Origin of the sequence: Citrobacter sp. Ce006 (assembly GCF_030336535.1) — a bacterium.
GTDB classification, from domain to species: Bacteria; Pseudomonadota; Gammaproteobacteria; order Enterobacterales; family Enterobacteriaceae; genus Citrobacter; species Citrobacter europaeus.
In genome coordinates this window covers 1-17380 of sequence record NZ_JAOWDO010000062.1, presented here as the reverse complement: position 1 = coordinate 17380, position 17380 = coordinate 1, and the positions used below count along the sequence as shown (strand labels likewise).

Here is a 17380-nt window from a genome sequence, read left to right as displayed (position 1 = left end):
TTTACGCCGCGAGTGTAGACCTGACCGTTCAATAAATCAACAGCCTGATGCTGAGCCGCTGGCGCCCTGCTCAAGTGCTTCAAGGATAGAGCAGTACACGCTGCTGTGTGCTTTTCCACAACACGCGTCATTCAATCTCTGCAGCGACCGTTGCATCGCCTGAAGCTCCGCTATTCGTGCTTCGACCTCCTGCAATCTTTCCTGGACGATCCCTTTTGATTCCTGGCAGGTATGATGTTCGGGATCAATGCGGATCGACAGCAGCTCGCGGATCGATTCCAGAGTAAACCCAAGCTGACGGGCATAACGAATAAACTTCAGACGCTGAAGATCGCTTTCCGTATAGAGGCGAAACCCGCCTTCTGTACGTATTTCATGTTCCATCATCTGCTGCTTTTCATAGTAACGGATAGTATCAGGCGTTACGTCAGCCAGTTTCGCTAATTCACCAATACGGTACATGCTCTCTCCGCTAATCGTCGTTGATCTTCTGTAGCAGCTTATCTGCATATTCGCCGCGTAAAAACTCGGTACTGAGTCCAGCCTGCCGAAGTTTGAGTTCCAGTAGTGACAGTCTTCGACTCAGCTCCGGATAACTGGGATCATCTTTGCGGATCCCTGCGAGTATTTCAAGCAACTGTATTGCCTCTCTGCGCTGCTCAAGCTCAGGAGGAAGACATCCAGCATTCTTTAATAGACGGAATCCGGCACGAAGTTCAGGCGGGACATGAGAATCATCGTCAAGGATCAGCGGCTCACCTGTACCAGGTAAACCATCAAATTCACCTTTAGACTGTGCTTCAATAATATGGCGCTCTGCCCACTGGTCCAGTAACCACATACAACACTCCAGGGGATGAACAAAAAGAGTACAGATATTGTAGGTAATTGGGGATATGACGGATATAAAAAAACCCGCCGAGGCGGGTTTTTTTACGTTACTACAGATTACTCTGCAGCAGCTTCTGTTTTCTCTGAACGATCAACCAGCTCGATGTATGCCATCGGCGCGTTGTCGCCTGCACGGAAACCACACTTCAGAATGCGAGTGTAACCACCGGCGCGGCTCGCGAAACGCGGGCCCAGTTCGTTAAACAGTTTTGCCACGATCTCGTTATCACGAGTACGGGCGAATGCCAGACGACGATTAGCTACGCTATCAGTCTTGGCAAGAGTAATCAGCGGCTCAACTACGCGACGCAGCTCTTTCGCTTTCGGCAGAGTCGTCTTGATGATTTCATGACGAACCAGTGAACCTGCCATATTGCGGAACATAGCCTGGCGATGGCTGCTGTTGCGGTTCAGTTGACGACCACTCTTACGATGGCGCATGACCTTATCCTTCTCAGTAAAACCTTAACCTGTGATCCGGTTACTCGTCAGCGATGCTTGCCGGTGGCCAGTTTTCCAGGCGCATACCCAGAGACAGTCCACGGGAAGCCAGCACGTCTTTAATCTCGGTAAGAGATTTTTTACCAAGGTTAGGCGTCTTAAGAAGCTCAACCTCAGTACGCTGTACCAGATCACCGATATAGTGGATAGCTTCTGCTTTGAGGCAGTTAGCAGAGCGGACAGTCAATTCCAGATCGTCAACAGGGCGCAGCAGGATCGGATCGAATTCTGGTTTCTCTTCTTTAACTTCCGGCTGACGTACATCACGTAAGTCAACGAAAGCTTCAAGTTGTTCAGCCAGAATGGTTGCCGCACGACGAATCGCCTCTTCAGGATCGATTGTGCCGTTGGTTTCCATTTCGATGACCAGCTTGTCCAGGTCGGTACGCTGTTCTACACGCGCTGCTTCAACATTGTAGGCAATACGCTCTACAGGGCTGTAGCATGCGTCGACCAGCAGACGGCCGATTGGGCGCTCATCTTCTTCCGAATGAATTCGGGTAGAAGCCGGCACATAACCACGACCGCGCTGAACTTTGATACGCATGCTAATAGATGCGTTCTCATCGGTCAGGTGGCAGATCACGTGCTGTGGCTTGACGATTTCGACATCACCATCATGGGTAATGTCGGCTGCAGTCACAGGGCCAATGCCAGATTTATTCAAGGTAAGAATAACATCATCTTTACCCTGAACTCTCACCGCCAGCCCTTTCAGGTTGAGCAGGATTTCCAGGATATCTTCCTGAACGCCTTCTTTGGTGCTGTACTCATGTAGTACACCATCAATCTCAACCTCGGTCACCGCGCAACCCGGCATCGATGAGAGCAGAATACGGCGCAGTGCGTTACCCAAAGTATGGCCAAAGCCACGCTCTAAAGGCTCAAGGGTCACCTTGGCGTGCGTCGAACTCACTTGCTCGATATCTACCAGGCGCGGTTTTAGAAACTCTGTCACAGAACCCTGCATTGTGTCCTCTCTTTGGTACTAAGCTTTACTTGGAGTAAAGCTCGACGATCAGGTGTTCGTTAATGTCCGCAGACAGATCAGAACGCTCCGGCTTACGCTTGAACGTACCTTCCATCTTGCCAGCATCAACTTCCAGCCAGGTTGGCTTTTCACGCTGCTCAGCCAGCTCCAGAGCGGCTTTCACGCGAGACTGCTTCTTCGCTTTCTCACGAATGCTAACAACGTCATTCGGACTAACCTGATAAGAAGCGATGTTAACAACACGACCGTTTACCATAATTGCTTTATGGCTGACCAGCTGACGTGCTTCTGCACGAGTGGCACCGAAGCCCATACGGTATACAACGTTGTCCAGACGACCTTCCAGCAGACCCAACAGGTTTTCACCGGTGTTGCCTTTCAGACGTGCTGCTTCTTTGTAGTAGTTACGGAACTGACGCTCCAGCACACCGTAGATACGGCGAACTTTTTGCTTTTCACGCAACTGCACACCATAGTCAGACAGACGCGGTTTACGCGCACCGTGCTGGCCAGGAGCTTGTTCAATTTTACACTTGGTATCGATCGCGCGAACGCCAGACTTAAGGAATAAGTCAGTGCCCTCACGACGGCTCAGCTTGAGCTTAGGACCCAAATATCTTGCCATTTTCTTTCTCCAACAATCCTAGAAACGACAGCGTTATACGCGACGTTTTTTCGGCGGACGACAACCGTTATGAGGGATCGGAGTCACATCAGTAATATTAGTGATGCGGAAACCAGCGGCGTTCAGAGCACGAACAGTAGATTCGCGACCTGGACCCGGTCCTTTGACCATAACTTCCAGATTCTTGATACCGTATTCTTTTACGGCTTCAGCGCAACGCTCTGCTGCAACCTGAGCTGCAAACGGAGTGGATTTGCGAGAACCACGGAAACCGGAACCACCGGCTGTTGCCCAACCCAGTGCGTTACCCTGACGATCAGTAATGGTAACGATGGTGTTGTTAAAAGAAGCATGGATATGAGCCACGCCGTCAGAGACTTGTTTTCTTACACGTTTACGTGCACGAATTGGTGCCTTTGCCATTATTCAATCACCCCGATTATTTCTTGATCGGTTTGCGCGGACCCTTACGGGTACGTGCGTTGGTCTTGGTACGCTGACCGCGAACCGGGAGACCACGACGATGACGCAAACCGCGATAGCAACCAAGGTCCATAAGGCGCTTGATGCTCATGCTAACTTCACGGCGCAGATCACCTTCAACGACAAATTTGGCAACTTCGTCACGCAGCGTGTCGATTTGTTCTTCAGACAGCTCACTGATCTTAACATCTTCAGCGATACCCGCGGCAGCCAGAATGGCTTTAGAACGGGTCTTGCCGACGCCGTAGATCGAAGTTAATGCGATCACAGCATGTTTCTGATCAGGAATGTTAATGCCTGCTATACGGGCCACTATGCACTCCTACTATTTAATATGTACGCACCATGCTGAAAAGCCCGTTTTCAGGATACTCAAATGGAAACGCACAGACATACAAAAGATTGGCTGGCTAATCTAGCCAGCTCAACCCAACTTTGCAAGAAAAATATGCGAATAAATCAGCCTTGGCGCTGTTTATGCTTCGGCTCGGCACTGCAAATCACACGGATGACACCATCACGCTTAACGATTTTGCAGTTACGGCATAATTTCTTGACGGAAGCACGAACTTTCATTTTTACTCTCCGTAACTTCTCGGGCGACTGTTAACGGCCGTAGCCTTTCAGATTCGCCTTCTTCAATGCAGACTCGTACTGACTTGACATCATCAGAGTTTGCACTTGAGCCATAAAGTCCATAATCACGACAACAACGATAAGCAGTGAGGTCCCACCGAAGTAGAACGGTACTTTCATTGCATCACGCATGAACTCCGGGATCAGGCAGATAAAGGTAATGTAGAGCGCACCAACCAAAGTCAGGCGGGTCATTACTTTATCGATATACTTCGCCGTTTGCTCTCCCGGACGAATTCCTGGTACAAATGCACCGGACTTCTTCAGGTTATCTGCTGTTTCACGCGGGTTGAAAACCAACGCCGTGTAGAAGAAACAGAAGAATATGATTGCAGACGCATAGAGTAACACATAAAGCGGTTGCCCAGGCTGCAAATACAGCGAAATTGTTGTCAGCCAGTTCCAACCAGTCCCGCCCCCGAACCATGACGCGATGGTTGCCGGGAACAGAATAATACTGGAAGCGAAGATTGCCGGGATTACCCCCGCCATATTCACTTTCAGCGGTAAATGTGTGCTCTGTGCAGCATAGACACGACGACCTTGCTGACGTTTCGCGTAGTTTACCACAATGCGGCGTTGACCACGCTCAACAAATACAACAAAGAACGTCACTGCGAATACTAATACTGCAACCAACAGCAACACGAGGAAGTGCAGGTCGCCTTGACGCGCTTGCTCGATAGTATGGGCAATGGCTGGCGGGAGTCCCGCGACAATACCGGCGAAGATAATGATTGAGATACCGTTGCCGATACCACGTTCAGTAATCTGTTCGCCCAACCACATCAGGAACATTGTCCCTGTAACCAGACTTACAACAGCGGTGAAATAGAATGCAAAGCCTGGGTTCATCACCAGGCCCTGCATACCAGGCATATTCGGCAGACCGGTAGCAATACCGATCGACTGGAATATTGCCAGCACCAGAGTACCGTAGCGGGTGTACTGGCTGATCTTACGACGACCAGACTCCCCTTCTTTCTTAATTTCTGCCAGCGTTGGATGAACCACCGTCAGCAGCTGGATAATGATCGACGCCGAAATATACGGCATGATCCCCAGAGCAAAGATAGAAGCACGGCTGAGAGCACCACCAGAGAACATGTTAAACATTTCAATGATGGTGCCTCGCTGTTGCTCAAGCAGTTTGGCAAGTACAGCGGCATCAATACCAGGGATCGGAATGAAAGAGCCAATACGGAACACAATCAGCGCGCCGATTACAAACAGCAGTCTGCGTTTCAGCTCGCCTAAGCCACCTTTGGCACTTTGAAAATCTAATCCCGGTTGTTTAGCCATCTGCTACTTATTCCTCGATTTTACCGCCAGCAGCTTCGATAGCAGCACGAGCGCCTTTAGTAACACGCAGGCCACGAACAGTTACCGGAGTAGTGACTTCACCAGCCAGGATCACTTTCGCGAACTCGATCTGGATACCGATAATGTTAGCTGCTTTCAGCGTGTTCAGGTCTACAACACCGCCTTCAACTTTAGCCAGGTCAGACAGACGAACTTCGGCTGTAATCGCTGCTTTACGTGAAGTGAAGCCGAATTTCGGCAGACGACGGTACAGAGGCATCTGACCACCCTCGAAACCGCGACGTACGCCACCGCCAGAACGAGACTTCTGACCTTTGTGACCACGACCACCGGTTTTACCGAGGCCAGAACCGATACCACGACCCAGGCGGCGAGCCGCTTTTTTAGAGCCTTCGGCCGGAGACAGAGTATTTAAACGCATCTCTTACTCCTCAACTTTAACCATGAAGGAAACCGCGTTGACCATACCACGAACAGCAGGAGTATCCTCGCGCTCTACGGTGTGACCAATACGACGCAGACCCAGGCCAAGCAGCGTTGCCTTGTGTTTCGGCAGACGACCGATTGCACTGCGGGTTTGAGTAATTTTAATAGTCTTTGCCATGGTTTATTTCCCCAGAATTTCTTCAACGGATTTACCACGCTTGGCAGCGACCATTTCCGGAGATTTCATATTTTCCAGACCATCGATAGTTGCACGAACCACGTTAATCGGGTTGGTGGAACCATACGCTTTAGCCAGAACGTTACGAACTCCAGCGACTTCCAGAACGGCGCGCATTGCACCACCGGCGATGATACCGGTACCTTCGGAAGCCGGCTGCATGAATACACGAGAACCCGTGTGAGTACCCTTAACCGGGTGCTGCAGGGTGCCGTGGTTCAGCGCGACGTTAATCATATTGCGACGGGCTTTTTCCATCGCTTTCTGGATCGCTGCTGGAACTTCACGCGCTTTACCGTAACCAAAACCAACGCGACCGTTACCATCACCAACTACAGTCAGAGCTGTGAAGGAGAAAATACGACCACCTTTTACGGTTTTAGATACGCGGTTAACCGCGATCAGCTTTTCCTGCAGTTCGCCAGCTTGTTTTTCGATGTGAGCCATCTTACACCTCTACCTTAGAACTGAAGGCCAGCTTCACGGGCAGCATCTGCCAGTGCCTGGACACGACCATGATATTGGAACCCGGAACGGTCAAAAGAAACATCTTTGATGCCTTTTTCCAGAGCGCGTTCAGCAACAGCTTTACCTACAGCTGCAGCAGCGTCTTTGTTACCGGTGTACTTCAATTGTTCAGCGATAGCTTTTTCTACAGTAGAAGCAGCTACCAGAACTTCAGAACCGTTCGGTGCAATTACCTGTGCGTAAATATGACGCGGGGTACGATGTACCACCAGGCGAGTTGCACCCAGCTCCTGGAGCTTGCGGCGTGCGCGGGTCGCACGACGGATACGAGCAGATTTCTTATCCATAGTGTTACCTTACTTCTTCTTAGCCTCTTTGGTACGCACGACTTCGTCGGCGTAACGAACACCCTTGCCTTTATAAGGCTCAGGACGACGGTAGGCGCGCAGATCTGCTGCAACCTGACCGATCAGCTGTTTATCAGCGCCTTTCAGCACGATTTCAGTCTGAGACGGACATTCTGCAGTGATACCCGCAGGCAGCTGATGGTCAACTGGGTGAGAGAAACCTAAAGCCAGGTTTACTACATTCCCTTTAACCGCTGCACGATAACCTACACCAACCAGCTGTAGCTTCTTAGTGAAGCCTTCGGTAACACCGACAACCATTGCATTCAGCAGGGCACGCGCGGTACCAGCCTGAGCCCATCCATCTGCGTAACCATCACGCGGACCGAAGGTCAGTGCATTATCTGCATGATTTACTGCAACAGCATCGTTGAGAGTACGAGTCAGCTCGCCGTTTTTACCTTTGATCGTAATAACCTGACCGTTGATTTTTACATCAACGCCGGCAGGAATAACGACCGGTGCTTTAGCAACACGAGACATTTTTTCCTCCGATTAGGCTACGTAGCAGATAATTTCGCCACCAAGACCAGCCTGGCGCGCTGCACGATCAGTCATAACACCTTTAGAGGTAGAAACAACTGCGATACCCATGCCAGCCATAACTTTCGGCAGCTCGTCTTTACGCTTATAAATGCGCAGACCTGGGCGACTGACACGCTGAATGCTTTCTACAACAGCTTTACCCTGGAAATACTTAAGAGTAAGTTCCAGTTCCGGCTTGGTGTCGCCTTCAACTTTAAAATCTTCAATAAAACCTTCTTCCTTCAGCACGTTGGCAATTGCCACTTTCAGCTTGGAGGAAGGCATGGTGACCGCAGCTTTATTCGCGGCCTGACCGTTACGGATACGGGTCAGCATATCCGCGATCGGATCTTGCATGCTCATCTGTCTTTACTCCCGTGATTCAATTGGTAATTACCAGCTAGCCTTTTTCAAGCCTGGTACTTCACCGCGCATGGCGGCTTCACGCAGTTTGATACGGCTCAACCCGAACTTGCCCACATAGCCATGCGGACGACCTGTTTGACGGCAGCGGTTACGCTGACGGGACGGGCTGGAATCACGCGGCAGAGACTGCAGCTTGAGAACTGCGTTCCAACGATCTTCGTCGGTCGCGTTCACATCAGAGATAATAGCTTTCAGTTCAGCGCGTTTTGCGAAGTACTTATCAGCTAAAGCTACGCGCTTTACTTCGCGTGCTTTCATTGATTGCTTAGCCATTCAGTAACCCTACCTTACTTGCGGAACGGGAAGTCAAAGGCAGCCAGCAGAGCACGGCCTTCTTCGTCAGATTTCGCAGTAGTGGTAATGGTAATATCCAAACCACGCACGCGGTCGACTTTATCGTAGTCGATTTCTGGGAAGATGATCTGCTCACGGACACCCATGCTGTAGTTACCACGACCGTCGAAAGACTTAGCGGACAAGCCACGGAAGTCACGGATACGTGGAACAGCAATAGTGATCAGGCGCTCAAAGAACTCCCACATGCGTTCGCCACGCAGAGTTACTTTACAGCCGATCGGATAGCCCTGACGGATTTTGAAGCCTGCAACTGATTTGCGTGCTTTGGTGATCAGCGGTTTTTGACCGGAGATTGCTGTCAGGTCAGCTGCTGCGTTATCCAGCAGTTTCTTGTCAGCGATCGCTTCACCAACACCCATGTTCAGGGTGATCTTCTCGACCCGAGGGACTTGCATGACAGAATTGTAGTTAAACTCAGTCATGAGTTTAGCGACTACTTCGTCTTTGTAGTAATCATGCAGTTTCGCCATCGTACTACTCCAAATTACTTGATAGTTTCGCTGTTAGATTTAAAGAAACGGACTTTTTTGCCGTCTTCGAATCTAAAGCCTACACGGTCAGCCTTGCCGGTTGCCGCGTTGAAGATAGCAAGGTTAGAGATCTGAATAGCTGCTTCTTTCTCTACAATGCCGCCTGGTTGGTTCAGGGCCGGAACCGGCTTCTGATGTTTCTTAACCAGGTTGATACCTTCAACAATGACCTTGCCGGAAGACAGGACATTCTTAACTTTACCGCGTTTACCTTTATCTTTACCGGTTAACACGATAACTTCGTCATCACGACGGATCTTCGCTGCCATGATTCGCTCCTTAGAGTACTTCTGGTGCCAGAGAGATAATTTTCATGAACTTCTCGTTACGAAGTTCACGAGTTACCGGCCCAAAAATACGCGTACCGATAGGTTGCTCGCTGTTATTGTTTAAAATAACGCATGCATTACCATCGAAGCGAATGACAGAACCGTCCGGGCGACGAACACCCTTCTTGGTGCGCACCACTACCGCCTTCAGCACATCACCTTTTTTGACCTTACCACGCGGAATTGCTTCCTTGATGGTGATCTTGATGATATCGCCGACGCCTGCGTAGCGACGGTGCGAGCCACCCAGAACCTTGATACACATTACGCGACGTGCACCGGAGTTGTCGGCGACGTTCAGCATAGTCTGTTCTTGGATCATTTTAGTGCTCCGCTAATGTCAACTACTACTGAGACCCGAAAATCAGGTCGTTAAAAAAGCCCCATATCGGGGGCGCGGCATTATAACACCGCTTCAACGATATGGGTAGAAAAAATAAACGGCTCATCGCTGAGCCGTTTATTCGTTGAGAATGCCTACTGTATTACAGAACGGCTTTCTCTACAACGCGAACCAGCGTCCAGGACTTAGTCTTGGACAGCGGACGGCATTCGCGGATTTCAACCACGTCACCAGTACCGCATTCGTTGTTCTCGTCATGTACGTGCAGTTTGGTCGTACGCTTAATGAATTTACCGTAGATCGGGTGTTTCACAAAACGTTCGATAGCAACAACGATGGATTTCTCCATTTTATCGCTAACAACGCGACCTTGCAGAGTACGGATTTTATCGGTCATTACGCACCCGCCTTCTCAGTCAGTAAAGTCTTAACGCGTGCGACGTCACGACGCACTTGCTTCAACAGGTGAGACTGTTGCAGCTGGCCACTTGCAGCCTGCATACGCAGGTTGAACTGCTCACGCAGCAGATTCAGCAGCTCGGTGTTCAGCTCTTCAACACTCTTCTCACGCAGCTCTTTTGCTTTCATTACATCACCGTCTTAGTTACAAAGGTGGTTTTAATCGGCAGTTTCGCTGCTGCCAGCTTGAATGCTTCACGGGCCAGCTCTTCCGGTACGCCGTCCATTTCATACAGGACTTTACCCGGCTGAATCAAGGCAACCCAATACTCCACGTTACCTTTACCTTTACCCATACGCACTGCCAGCGGCTTTTCAGTGATCGGTTTGTCCGGGAATACACGGATCCAGATCTTACCTTGACGCTTAACTGCACGGGTCATAGCACGACGTGCTGCTTCGATCTGACGGGCAGTCAGACGACCACGGCCAACAGCTTTCAGACCGAAGCTGCCGAAGCTAACATCCGCGCCAGCAGCCAGACCGCGGTTACGGCCTTTGTGCATTTTACGGAATTTTGTACGCTTTGGTTGTAACATCAGCGACGCTCCTTATTTACGGCCTTTACGCTGCTGCTTTTTAGGTTGCGCAGCCGGTTTTTCCGGTTGTTCAACAGCAGCCATACCACCCAGGATCTCGCCTTTGAAGATCCACACTTTAACGCCGATTACACCGTAAGTGGTGTGCGCTTCAGAGGTGTTGTAGTCGATGTCAGCACGCAGAGTGTGCAGAGGTACGCGACCTTCGCGGTACCATTCGGTACGTGCGATTTCCGCGCCGCCCAGACGGCCGCTAACTTCAACTTTGATACCTTTAGCGCCCAGACGCATTGCGTTCTGTACAGCACGCTTCATAGCACGACGGAACATAACGCGACGTTCCAGCTGAGAAGTGATGCTGTCAGCAACCAATTTTGCGTCCAGTTCAGGCTTACGCACTTCGGCGATATTGATCTGAGCAGGAACGCCAGCAATATCCGCTACGACTTTGCGCAGTTTTTCTACGTCTTCGCCTTTCTTACCGATAACGATACCCGGGCGAGCGGTGTGAATGGTCACACGGATGCTCTTAGCCGGACGCTCGATAACGATACGAGATACAGACGCTTTAGCCAGTTCCTTAGTCAGGTACTGACGTACTTTAAAATCGCTGTCCAGGTTGTCAGCGAATTCTTTGGTGTTCGCAAACCAGGTTGAGTTCCATGGTTTTACAATACCCAGGCGAATACCATTAGGATGTACTTTCTGACCCATTGCTAGTCTCCAGAGTCTCAGCGATCGGACACAACCACAGTAATGTGGCTGGTGCGCTTCAGGATGCGATCTGCACGACCTTTTGCACGCGGCATAATGCGCTTCATGCTCGGGCCTTCGTCTACGAAAATTTTCGTAACTTTCAGATCGTCAATGTCAGCGCCATCGTTGTGTTCAGCGTTAGCAATGGCAGATTCCAGGACTTTCTTAACCAGTACAGCCGCTTTCTTATTGGTGTAGGTCAGAATATCCAGAGCCTGCGACACTTTCTTACCGCGAATCAGGTCTGCAACAAGGCGAACCTTCTGAGCAGAAGAACGAGCATGGCGATGTTGAGCTAAAGTTTCCATCTCTTCCTCCTACCTTATTTCTTCTTCGCTTTTTTATCAGCAGCGTGGCCGCGATAAGTACGAGTCGGTGCGAATTCACCCAGTTTGTGACCGACCATTTCGTCGGAAACAAATACCGGAACGTGCTGACGACCATTATGGACAGCGATGGTCAAACCGATCATGTTAGGAAAGATCGTTGAACGACGGGACCAAGTGCGCAGGGGCTTCTTGTCTCCGCTTTCCACCGCTTTCTCTACCTTCTTCAGCAAGTGCAGGTCAATAAAAGGACCTTTCTTGAGAGAACGTGGCATGGCTTATCCTCTAAAATTATTTGCTACGGCGACGTACGATGAATTTATCAGTACGCTTGTTGCTGCGGGTCTTCTTACCTTTGGTCTGAACGCCCCACGGAGTTACCGGGTGCTTACCAAAGTTACGACCTTCACCACCACCATGTGGGTGATCGACTGGGTTCATCGCAGTACCGCGAACGGTAGGACGAACACCACGCCAGCGTGCAGCACCTGCTTTACCCAGAACGCGCAGCATATGCTCAGCATTGCCAACTTCGCCCAGAGTTGCACGGCAGTCTGCTTCTACTTTACGCATTTCACCAGAACGCAGACGCAGGGTGACATAAGCACCATCACGAGCAACGATCTGAACGTAAGTACCAGCGGAACGTGCCAGCTGACCGCCTTTACCTGGTTTCATTTCTACGTTATGAACGGTAGAACCAACCGGGATATTGCGCATCGGCAGGGTGTTACCTGCTTTGATTGCAGCATCAACGCCAGATTGAATCTGGTCGCCAGCTTTCAGGCCTTTAGGGGCCAGGATGTAACGGCGTTCACCGTCTTTGTACAGAACCAGCGCGATGTTCGCGGAGCGGTTCGGATCGTACTCAAGACGTTCAACAACTGCCGGGATACCGTCTTTGTTGCGTTTGAAGTCAACAATACGATAAGCCTGCTTGTGACCACCACCGATGTGACGAGTGGTGATGCGGCCATTGTTGTTACGACCACCGGATTTGCTGTTTTTTTCAACCAGCGGAGCAAAAGGTTTGCCCTTGTGCAGCTCTGGGTTGACCACTTTAACAACGTGGCGACGACCCGGAGATGTCGGTTTACATTTAACAACTGCCATTGTATTACTCCTCCGACTTACTCAGCGCCGCCGACGAAGTCCAGATTCTGGCCTTCCTTCAGGGTGACGTAAGCTTTTTTCCAGTCGCTACGACGACCGATACGCTGTCCGTGACGTTTAACTTTCCCTTTAACTACCAGGGTGTTAACGACTTCGACTTCGACTTCAAACAGTTTCTGCACAGCAGCTTTGATTTCTGCTTTGGTCGCGTCTTTAGCAACTTTGAGAACGATGGTGTTAGTTTTTTCCATCGCAGTAGACGCTTTTTCAGAAACGTGCGGTGCGCGCAGCACTTTCAGCAGACGTTCTTCACGAATCATGCCAGCATCTCCTCAACTTGCTTAACAGCATCAGCAGTCATTACGACTTTGTCGAAGGCGATCAGGCTAACCGGGTCGATACCAGTTGCATCGCGTACGTCAACCTTGTGCAGGTTGCGCGCAGCCAGGAACAGGTTTTCGTCCAGCTCACCGGTGATGATCAGCACATCTTCCAGAGCCATGTCTTTCAGTTTCTGTGCCAGCAGCTTAGTTTTAGGCGCTTCTACAGAGAATGATTCGACAACGATCAGACGATCCTGACGTACCAGTTCGGACAGAATGCTTTTCAGCGCGCCGCGGTACATCTTTTTGTTAACTTTTTGACTGTGGTCCTGTGGACGAGCAGCGAAGGTCACGCCACCTGAACGCCAGATCGGGCTCTTGATAGAACCTGAACGCGCACGGCCGGTACCTTTCTGGCGCCACGGCTTTTTGCCTGAACCAGTTACTTCAGCACGAGTCTTCTGAGCACGAGTACCCTGACGAGCACCAGCTGCATAAGCAACAACAACCTGGTGAACCAGCGCTTCGTTGAAATCACGACCGAAGGTAGTTTCGGAAACAGTCAGCGCGCTCTGCGCGTCTTTCAATACTAATTCCATTGCTATCCCCTTACGCCTTCACAGCTGGTTTAACGATCAGGTCGCAACCGGTCGCACCCGGAACACCACCTTTAACCAGCAGCAGGTTGCGCTCAGCGTCAACACGTACTACGTCCAGGCTCTGAACGGTTACACGTTCGTTGCCCAGCTGACCTGCCATTTTCTTGCCTTTGAACACTTTGCCCGGAGTCTGGTTCTGACCGATAGAACCCGGAACGCGGTGAGACAAGGAGTTACCGTGAGTAGCGTCCTGGGTACGGAAGTTCCAGCGCTTAACGGTACCAGCGAAACCTTTACCTTTAGAGGTACCGGTTACGTCAACTTTTTTAACGTCAGCAAACAGTTCAACGCTAATGTTCTGACCAACGGTGTATTCTTCACCATCTGCCAGACGGAACTCCCACAGGCCGCGGCCAGCTTCTACGCCAGCTTTAGCAAAGTGGCCAGCTTCCGGCTTAGTTACGCGGTTAGCTTTTTTAGCACCGGTGGTAACCTGAACAGCGCGATAACCATCGTTAGCCAGATCTTTAACCTGAGTAACGCGGTTTGCTTCAACTTCGATAACGGTTACTGGGATAGATACGCCATCTTCAGTGAAGATGCGGGTCATACCCACTTTTTTACCGACTAAACCAATCATTGTATCAACCTCTCAATCGCTCGATGACCTGATTAACCCAGGCTGATCTGCACGTCTACACCGGCAGCCAGGTCCAGACGCATCAGAGCATCAACGGTTTTTTCAGTTGGCTCAACGATGTCAACCAGACGCTTGTGAGTACGGATCTCGTACTGATCACGCGCGTCTTTGTTGACGTGCGGGGAGATCAGAACGGTGAAACGCTCTTTGCGGGTCGGCAGCGGGATCGGACCACGAACCTGCGCACCAGTGCGCTTGGCAGTCTCGACGATTTCCGCGGTTGATTGATCGATCAGACGATGATCAAACGCTTTCAAACGGATACGGATTCTTTGGTTCTGCATGAGACCAGAGCTCCAATTATTTTATAGACGAAATAGTTACTCCTCAAACCCATTACGATTGATGGGAGAGTGTAACCGTTCTTACAGAGTTCCCCGATTGGGAACATTGTCTGGTATTGCTTTCGCAGTACCGGTGGCTCATATCGAACCGCTGTCAATATTAGACAAGCCCGCGCATTATACGTAAATCTCAGTCTTAAGCAAGTGCCGCGTAGAAATTAATCACTCGTTCACAAATGCGGGTCCCCTTCCACTCTGATTGTATGTCCTGTGGTGCAACGCGTTTTCCCTGGAAGAGAGCAAACATAACCCACATCCCGGACTTGTAGAGCCGCCGGGTTTACCCGAGGGTAAACGCTTTGCCAGATGAGGCTTGCCCATGTACATCGATTTTCCCTTTCTGCTGATTTATGTTTCGCTATCAGGGTTGCTCTTAGTCCATGACCTACGTACCGGACTGCTGCCCGACAAATTTACCTGCCCTCTTTTGTGGGGCGGTCTTATTTATCATCAGTGCTGCAGACCGGCGCAGTTATCCGACGCGCTTTGGGGTGCCGTAGCGGGGTATGGGGTATTTGCTTTGTTCTACTGGGGGTATCGTCTGATATGCCGTCAGGAAGGGTTAGGCTTTGGTGATGTCAAATTTCTTGCCGCGCTAGGCGCATGGCATCGCTGGGAATCATTACCACTGTTGGTTTTACTTGCCGCAGGCATGGCCTGTTGCCTCACCGGGATTTCCTGCGTCCGGTGCGGGAGACAGGTACTAAAAAACCCGCTGCCATTTGGGCCATATCTGGCGGCTGCGGGTTTTGTCATTGGCCTGGTAAGTATGATACAGGGCAGTTAGTCGCTGACTTTAATTTGCGATTGCAGATAGTTTTGCAAGCCAAGTTTTGCAATCAGGTCCAGCTCTGTTTCGAGCCAGTCAATATGCCCTTCTTCTTCAGTCAGGATCTCGATCATCATATCCCGGCTGACATAGTCATGAACGCTATCGGCATAGGCAATGGCTTCACGTAAGTCTTTAGCACCATCGAGTTCCAGTCGAAGATCGGATTGCAGCATCTCTTCAACGTCTTCGCCTATACCCAACTTACCGAGGTCCTGTAAGTTTGGGAGCCCTTCTAAAAATAAAATACGCTCAATGTATTTATCAGCGTGCTTCATCTCATCGATAGATTCATGGTACTCAACATCATTGAGGCGAGTCAGTCCCCAGTTTTTAAACATACGGGCATGGAGAAAATACTGGTTGATTGCGACAAGCTCATTTCCCAATAGTTTATTGAGATAATTTATGATTTTAACATCACCTTTCATTTTATAGTCCCTCCGCTTCCACTATTAGAGCGTAGATGGGGCTACAGGGATGTCAAAAAAAAGAGTGTGACTTAGGCGATCTCTTTAAATTCTGGCATTTGCGTTAATTCATCCTGCATGACTTCGCGGGCGGCACGAATACACTTACCACATTGATTTCCAACAGGAATAAATTTACGTAATTGTTGAAAGGACTGAGGATGAAACTGGCGAACAGCCTGACGTATTTTTTTATCACTTATCGCATTACACAAACAAACGTACATGATCGCTCCCGTTCAATTTCTGCGCAAAGTGTAAATGAGAATAGTTATGATTACAATAGCACAACGCTATTTACGCGGCGGGAGAATGAATAAAAAATGCGAATAAATATGACAATCGCTAAATAGTAGGCAGCAAAAAGGGCGCCGAAGCGCCCTTTTTAAGCTCAAAGCTAATTAACTAATAATTAGCTCATTACTTTAGCAACAACGCCCGCACCAACAGTACGGCCGCCTTCACGGATTGCGAAACGCAGACCGTCGTCCATCGCGATTGGGTGGATCAGGGTAACAACCATTTTGATGTTGTCGCCCGGCATTACCATCTCAACGCCTTCCGGCAGTTCGATGGTACCAGTCACGTCAGTAGTACGGAAGTAGAACTGCGGACGGTAGCCTTTGAAGAACGGAGTATGACGGCCGCCTTCGTCTTTGGACAGAATGTACACTTCAGATTCGAACTTGGTGTGCGGCTTGATAGAGCCCGGCTTAGCCAGTACCTGACCACGTTCGATTTCTTCACGTTTGATACCACGCAGCAGAACACCAACGTTCTCACCAGCACGGCCTTCGTCCAGCAGTTTGCGGAACATTTCAACGCCAGTACAGGTAGACTTAGCAGTCTCTTTGATACCAACGATTTCAACTTCTTCACCAACTTTGATGATACCGCGCTCTACACGACCGGTAACAACGGTACCACGACCGGAGATGGAGAATACGTCTTCGATAGGCAGCAGGAACGGCTTGTCAATCGCACGCTCTGGTTCTGGGATGTAAGAATCCAGGAAGCCAGCCAGTTCGATGATTTTCGCTTCCCACTCTGCTTCGCCTTCCAGCGCTTTCAGAGCAGAACCACGAACGATCGGCGTGTCGTCGCCCGGGAAATCGTACTGAGACAGAAGTTCACGAACTTCCATTTCTACCAGTTCCAGCAGCTCTTCGTCATCAACCATGTCGCATTTGTTCAGGAACACGATGATGTACGGAACGCCTACCTGACGACCCAGCAGGATGTGCTCACGAGTCTGCGGCATCGGGCCGTCAGTCGCAGCAACAACCAGGATCGCGCCGTCCATCTGCGCAGCACCGGTGATCATGTTTTTAACATAGTCGGCGTGGCCCGGGCAGTCTACGTGTGCGTAGTGGCGAGTCGGGGTGTCATATTCAACGTGAGAAGTGTTGATGGTGATACCACG

At 50.2% G+C, this 17380-nt stretch carries 34 protein-coding genes; 1 reads left to right on the top strand and 33 read right to left on the bottom strand.

The features are described from left to right. Positions 1-36 precede the first annotated feature (36 nt). From zntR to rpsJ, 30 genes are all read right to left on the bottom strand, one after another. On the bottom strand, positions 37-462 hold the full coding sequence (gene zntR / locus OGV94_RS06600) for a Zn(2+)-responsive transcriptional regulator (protein ID WP_043018539.1): 426 nt from the start codon (positions 460-462) through the stop codon (positions 37-39). A gap of 10 nt (positions 463-472) precedes the next feature. After that, positions 473-841 (bottom strand): DnaJ family domain-containing protein, encoded by a 369-nt coding sequence (locus OGV94_RS06595; protein ID WP_043018540.1) that lies wholly within the window; start codon positions 839-841, stop codon positions 473-475. Positions 842-948: 107 nt separating this feature from the next. Next, a complete protein-coding gene (rplQ, locus tag OGV94_RS06590) occupies positions 949-1332 on the bottom strand; it encodes a 50S ribosomal protein L17 (protein ID WP_001216370.1) in 384 nt (127 codons plus the stop codon). 40 nt (positions 1333-1372) lie between these two features. Further along, positions 1373-2362, bottom strand: a complete 990-nt coding sequence (locus tag OGV94_RS06585) for a DNA-directed RNA polymerase subunit alpha (RefSeq protein ID WP_003031139.1) — start codon at positions 2360-2362, stop codon at positions 1373-1375. A gap of 25 nt (positions 2363-2387) precedes the next feature. Next, the gene (rpsD, locus tag OGV94_RS06580; protein ID WP_003031138.1) at positions 2388-3008 is read right to left on the bottom strand and encodes a 30S ribosomal protein S4; all 621 of its coding nucleotides are present in this window, start codon (positions 3006-3008) and stop codon (positions 2388-2390) included. Between the two features lie 33 nt (positions 3009-3041). Further along, positions 3042-3431 carry a 30S ribosomal protein S11 gene (gene rpsK, locus OGV94_RS06575; RefSeq protein ID WP_003031137.1) on the bottom strand — a complete coding sequence of 130 codons (390 nt, stop codon included), beginning with the start codon at positions 3429-3431 and terminating at the stop codon, positions 3042-3044. Between the two features lie 16 nt (positions 3432-3447). Beyond that, positions 3448-3804: a 30S ribosomal protein S13 gene (rpsM, locus tag OGV94_RS06570; protein WP_003031135.1), complete on the bottom strand. Its 357-nt coding sequence runs from the start codon at positions 3802-3804 to the stop codon at positions 3448-3450. A 146-nt stretch (positions 3805-3950) separates the two neighbouring features. Then, a complete protein-coding gene (gene rpmJ, locus OGV94_RS06565; RefSeq protein WP_000868187.1) occupies positions 3951-4067 on the bottom strand; it encodes a 50S ribosomal protein L36 in 117 nt (38 codons plus the stop codon). 30 nt (positions 4068-4097) lie between these two features. Continuing rightward, positions 4098-5429 (bottom strand): preprotein translocase subunit SecY, encoded by a 1332-nt coding sequence (gene secY, locus OGV94_RS06560; RefSeq protein ID WP_001118864.1) that lies wholly within the window; start codon positions 5427-5429, stop codon positions 4098-4100. Positions 5430-5436: 7 nt separating this feature from the next. After that, positions 5437-5871, bottom strand: a complete 435-nt coding sequence (gene rplO / locus OGV94_RS06555; protein WP_003031132.1) for a 50S ribosomal protein L15 — start codon at positions 5869-5871, stop codon at positions 5437-5439. A 3-nt stretch (positions 5872-5874) separates the two neighbouring features. Then, positions 5875-6054, bottom strand: coding sequence for a 50S ribosomal protein L30 (gene rpmD, locus OGV94_RS06550; protein ID WP_001140434.1), 180 nt, complete (start codon positions 6052-6054; stop codon positions 5875-5877). A gap of 3 nt (positions 6055-6057) precedes the next feature. Further along, complete coding sequence (rpsE, locus tag OGV94_RS06545) at positions 6058-6561, bottom strand: 30S ribosomal protein S5 (protein ID WP_003031131.1); 504 nt, start codon at positions 6559-6561, stop codon at positions 6058-6060. Positions 6562-6575: 14 nt separating this feature from the next. Continuing rightward, complete coding sequence (rplR, locus tag OGV94_RS06540; RefSeq protein WP_000358960.1) at positions 6576-6929, bottom strand: 50S ribosomal protein L18; 354 nt, start codon at positions 6927-6929, stop codon at positions 6576-6578. A 9-nt stretch (positions 6930-6938) separates the two neighbouring features. Further along, positions 6939-7472 carry a 50S ribosomal protein L6 gene (gene rplF, locus OGV94_RS06535; protein ID WP_003031129.1) on the bottom strand — a complete coding sequence of 178 codons (534 nt, stop codon included), beginning with the start codon at positions 7470-7472 and terminating at the stop codon, positions 6939-6941. Positions 7473-7484: 12 nt separating this feature from the next. Beyond that, positions 7485-7877, bottom strand: coding sequence for a 30S ribosomal protein S8 (gene rpsH, locus OGV94_RS06530; protein WP_003031127.1), 393 nt, complete (start codon positions 7875-7877; stop codon positions 7485-7487). Positions 7878-7907: 30 nt separating this feature from the next. Next, the gene (rpsN, locus tag OGV94_RS06525) at positions 7908-8213 is read right to left on the bottom strand and encodes a 30S ribosomal protein S14 (RefSeq protein WP_003031125.1); all 306 of its coding nucleotides are present in this window, start codon (positions 8211-8213) and stop codon (positions 7908-7910) included. A gap of 14 nt (positions 8214-8227) precedes the next feature. Then, entirely contained in the window at positions 8228-8767 is a 540-nt protein-coding gene (rplE, locus tag OGV94_RS06520; RefSeq protein WP_003031123.1) for a 50S ribosomal protein L5, read from the bottom strand. Between the two features lie 14 nt (positions 8768-8781). Further along, positions 8782-9096, bottom strand: coding sequence for a 50S ribosomal protein L24 (gene rplX / locus OGV94_RS06515; protein WP_003031122.1), 315 nt, complete (start codon positions 9094-9096; stop codon positions 8782-8784). A gap of 10 nt (positions 9097-9106) precedes the next feature. Then, entirely contained in the window at positions 9107-9478 is a 372-nt protein-coding gene (gene rplN / locus OGV94_RS06510) for a 50S ribosomal protein L14 (RefSeq protein WP_000613954.1), read from the bottom strand. A 163-nt stretch (positions 9479-9641) separates the two neighbouring features. Beyond that, positions 9642-9896 carry a 30S ribosomal protein S17 gene (gene rpsQ, locus OGV94_RS06505; protein ID WP_003031120.1) on the bottom strand — a complete coding sequence of 85 codons (255 nt, stop codon included), beginning with the start codon at positions 9894-9896 and terminating at the stop codon, positions 9642-9644. Next, complete coding sequence (rpmC, locus tag OGV94_RS06500) at positions 9896-10087, bottom strand: 50S ribosomal protein L29 (protein WP_000644742.1); 192 nt, start codon at positions 10085-10087, stop codon at positions 9896-9898. The genes rpsQ and rpmC overlap by 1 nt, the downstream gene beginning before the upstream one ends. Beyond that, positions 10087-10497: a 50S ribosomal protein L16 gene (rplP, locus tag OGV94_RS06495; RefSeq protein WP_000941208.1), complete on the bottom strand. Its 411-nt coding sequence runs from the start codon at positions 10495-10497 to the stop codon at positions 10087-10089. Before rplP ends, rpmC begins: the two co-directional genes overlap by 1 nt. A gap of 12 nt (positions 10498-10509) precedes the next feature. After that, complete coding sequence (gene rpsC, locus OGV94_RS06490; protein ID WP_000529945.1) at positions 10510-11211, bottom strand: 30S ribosomal protein S3; 702 nt, start codon at positions 11209-11211, stop codon at positions 10510-10512. A 17-nt stretch (positions 11212-11228) separates the two neighbouring features. Further along, complete coding sequence (rplV, locus tag OGV94_RS06485; RefSeq protein WP_000448832.1) at positions 11229-11561, bottom strand: 50S ribosomal protein L22; 333 nt, start codon at positions 11559-11561, stop codon at positions 11229-11231. 14 nt (positions 11562-11575) lie between these two features. Continuing rightward, positions 11576-11854 carry a 30S ribosomal protein S19 gene (gene rpsS, locus OGV94_RS06480; RefSeq protein ID WP_001138115.1) on the bottom strand — a complete coding sequence of 93 codons (279 nt, stop codon included), beginning with the start codon at positions 11852-11854 and terminating at the stop codon, positions 11576-11578. Positions 11855-11870: 16 nt separating this feature from the next. After that, on the bottom strand, positions 11871-12692 hold the full coding sequence (gene rplB, locus OGV94_RS06475) for a 50S ribosomal protein L2 (protein WP_000301869.1): 822 nt from the start codon (positions 12690-12692) through the stop codon (positions 11871-11873). Between the two features lie 17 nt (positions 12693-12709). Further along, entirely contained in the window at positions 12710-13012 is a 303-nt protein-coding gene (rplW, locus tag OGV94_RS06470) for a 50S ribosomal protein L23 (protein WP_000617546.1), read from the bottom strand. After that, positions 13009-13614: a 50S ribosomal protein L4 gene (gene rplD / locus OGV94_RS06465; protein ID WP_003031119.1), complete on the bottom strand. Its 606-nt coding sequence runs from the start codon at positions 13612-13614 to the stop codon at positions 13009-13011. Before rplD ends, rplW begins: the two co-directional genes overlap by 4 nt. A gap of 10 nt (positions 13615-13624) precedes the next feature. Then, a complete protein-coding gene (gene rplC, locus OGV94_RS06460) occupies positions 13625-14254 on the bottom strand; it encodes a 50S ribosomal protein L3 (protein WP_003031117.1) in 630 nt (209 codons plus the stop codon). A 32-nt stretch (positions 14255-14286) separates the two neighbouring features. Continuing rightward, the gene (gene rpsJ / locus OGV94_RS06455) at positions 14287-14598 is read right to left on the bottom strand and encodes a 30S ribosomal protein S10 (protein ID WP_001181005.1); all 312 of its coding nucleotides are present in this window, start codon (positions 14596-14598) and stop codon (positions 14287-14289) included. A 379-nt stretch (positions 14599-14977) separates the two neighbouring features. Here rpsJ and OGV94_RS06450 point away from each other — a divergent pair, with 379 nt between their 5' ends. Further along, the gene (locus tag OGV94_RS06450; RefSeq protein ID WP_043018542.1) at positions 14978-15445 is read left to right on the top strand and encodes a prepilin peptidase; all 468 of its coding nucleotides are present in this window, start codon (positions 14978-14980) and stop codon (positions 15443-15445) included. On the opposite strand, the gene bfr is transcribed toward OGV94_RS06450, so the two are convergent. From bfr to tuf, 3 genes are all read right to left on the bottom strand, one after another. Further along, a complete protein-coding gene (bfr, locus tag OGV94_RS06445; RefSeq protein ID WP_003031113.1) occupies positions 15442-15918 on the bottom strand; it encodes a bacterioferritin in 477 nt (158 codons plus the stop codon). The two genes, OGV94_RS06450 and bfr, sit on opposite strands and share 4 nt — an antisense overlap. 71 nt (positions 15919-15989) lie before the next feature. After that, positions 15990-16184 (bottom strand): bacterioferritin-associated ferredoxin, encoded by a 195-nt coding sequence (gene bfd, locus OGV94_RS06440; RefSeq protein WP_003031111.1) that lies wholly within the window; start codon positions 16182-16184, stop codon positions 15990-15992. 185 nt (positions 16185-16369) lie between these two features. Then, a partial coding sequence (gene tuf, locus OGV94_RS06435; protein ID WP_127674166.1) for an elongation factor Tu occupies positions 16370-17380 on the bottom strand: 1011 nt, incomplete at its 5' end.

Bases quoted from the DNA above. Each gene is read 5' to 3' on its own strand.
- rpsQ (WP_003031120.1), bottom strand. From the start codon at position 9,896: ATGACCGATAAAATCCGTACTCTGCAAGGTCGCGTTGTTAGCGATAAA.
- OGV94_RS06595 (WP_043018540.1), bottom strand. From the start codon at position 841: ATGTGGTTACTGGACCAGTGGGCAGAGCGCCATATTATTGAAGCACAG.
- OGV94_RS06450 (WP_043018542.1), top strand. From the start codon at position 14,978: ATGTACATCGATTTTCCCTTTCTGCTGATTTATGTTTCGCTATCAGGG.
- rplV (WP_000448832.1), bottom strand. From the start codon at position 11,561: ATGGAAACTTTAGCTCAACATCGCCATGCTCGTTCTTCTGCTCAGAAG.
- rplQ (WP_001216370.1), bottom strand. From the start codon at position 1,332: ATGCGCCATCGTAAGAGTGGTCGTCAACTGAACCGCAACAGCAGCCAT.
- rplF (WP_003031129.1), bottom strand. From the start codon at position 7,472: ATGTCTCGTGTTGCTAAAGCACCGGTCGTTATTCCTGCCGGCGTTGAT.
- bfd (WP_003031111.1), bottom strand. From the start codon at position 16,184: ATGTACGTTTGTTTGTGTAATGCGATAAGTGATAAAAAAATACGTCAG.
- rplO (WP_003031132.1), bottom strand. From the start codon at position 5,871: ATGCGTTTAAATACTCTGTCTCCGGCCGAAGGCTCTAAAAAAGCGGCT.
- rplR (WP_000358960.1), bottom strand. From the start codon at position 6,929: ATGGATAAGAAATCTGCTCGTATCCGTCGTGCGACCCGCGCACGCCGC.
- rpsD (WP_003031138.1), bottom strand. From the start codon at position 3,008: ATGGCAAGATATTTGGGTCCTAAGCTCAAGCTGAGCCGTCGTGAGGGC.
- rpsN (WP_003031125.1), bottom strand. From the start codon at position 8,213: ATGGCTAAGCAATCAATGAAAGCACGCGAAGTAAAGCGCGTAGCTTTA.
- bfr (WP_003031113.1), bottom strand. From the start codon at position 15,918: ATGAAAGGTGATGTTAAAATCATAAATTATCTCAATAAACTATTGGGA.
- rpsC (WP_000529945.1), bottom strand. From the start codon at position 11,211: ATGGGTCAGAAAGTACATCCTAATGGTATTCGCCTGGGTATTGTAAAA.
- rplD (WP_003031119.1), bottom strand. From the start codon at position 13,614: ATGGAATTAGTATTGAAAGACGCGCAGAGCGCGCTGACTGTTTCCGAA.
- zntR (WP_043018539.1), bottom strand. From the start codon at position 462: ATGTACCGTATTGGTGAATTAGCGAAACTGGCTGACGTAACGCCTGAT.
- rplP (WP_000941208.1), bottom strand. From the start codon at position 10,497: ATGTTACAACCAAAGCGTACAAAATTCCGTAAAATGCACAAAGGCCGT.
- rpmC (WP_000644742.1), bottom strand. From the start codon at position 10,087: ATGAAAGCAAAAGAGCTGCGTGAGAAGAGTGTTGAAGAGCTGAACACC.
- rpsJ (WP_001181005.1), bottom strand. From the start codon at position 14,598: ATGCAGAACCAAAGAATCCGTATCCGTTTGAAAGCGTTTGATCATCGT.
- rplE (WP_003031123.1), bottom strand. From the start codon at position 8,767: ATGGCGAAACTGCATGATTACTACAAAGACGAAGTAGTCGCTAAACTC.
- rplC (WP_003031117.1), bottom strand. From the start codon at position 14,254: ATGATTGGTTTAGTCGGTAAAAAAGTGGGTATGACCCGCATCTTCACT.
- secY (WP_001118864.1), bottom strand. From the start codon at position 5,429: ATGGCTAAACAACCGGGATTAGATTTTCAAAGTGCCAAAGGTGGCTTA.
- rpsH (WP_003031127.1), bottom strand. From the start codon at position 7,877: ATGAGCATGCAAGATCCGATCGCGGATATGCTGACCCGTATCCGTAAC.
- rplN (WP_000613954.1), bottom strand. From the start codon at position 9,478: ATGATCCAAGAACAGACTATGCTGAACGTCGCCGACAACTCCGGTGCA.
- rpmJ (WP_000868187.1), bottom strand. From the start codon at position 4,067: ATGAAAGTTCGTGCTTCCGTCAAGAAATTATGCCGTAACTGCAAAATC.
- rplB (WP_000301869.1), bottom strand. From the start codon at position 12,692: ATGGCAGTTGTTAAATGTAAACCGACATCTCCGGGTCGTCGCCACGTT.
- OGV94_RS06585 (WP_003031139.1), bottom strand. From the start codon at position 2,362: ATGCAGGGTTCTGTGACAGAGTTTCTAAAACCGCGCCTGGTAGATATC.
- rpsE (WP_003031131.1), bottom strand. From the start codon at position 6,561: ATGGCTCACATCGAAAAACAAGCTGGCGAACTGCAGGAAAAGCTGATC.
- rplX (WP_003031122.1), bottom strand. From the start codon at position 9,096: ATGGCAGCGAAGATCCGTCGTGATGACGAAGTTATCGTGTTAACCGGT.
- rplW (WP_000617546.1), bottom strand. From the start codon at position 13,012: ATGATTCGTGAAGAACGTCTGCTGAAAGTGCTGCGCGCACCGCACGTT.
- rpsS (WP_001138115.1), bottom strand. From the start codon at position 11,854: ATGCCACGTTCTCTCAAGAAAGGTCCTTTTATTGACCTGCACTTGCTG.
- rpsK (WP_003031137.1), bottom strand. From the start codon at position 3,431: ATGGCAAAGGCACCAATTCGTGCACGTAAACGTGTAAGAAAACAAGTC.
- rpmD (WP_001140434.1), bottom strand. From the start codon at position 6,054: ATGGCAAAGACTATTAAAATTACTCAAACCCGCAGTGCAATCGGTCGT.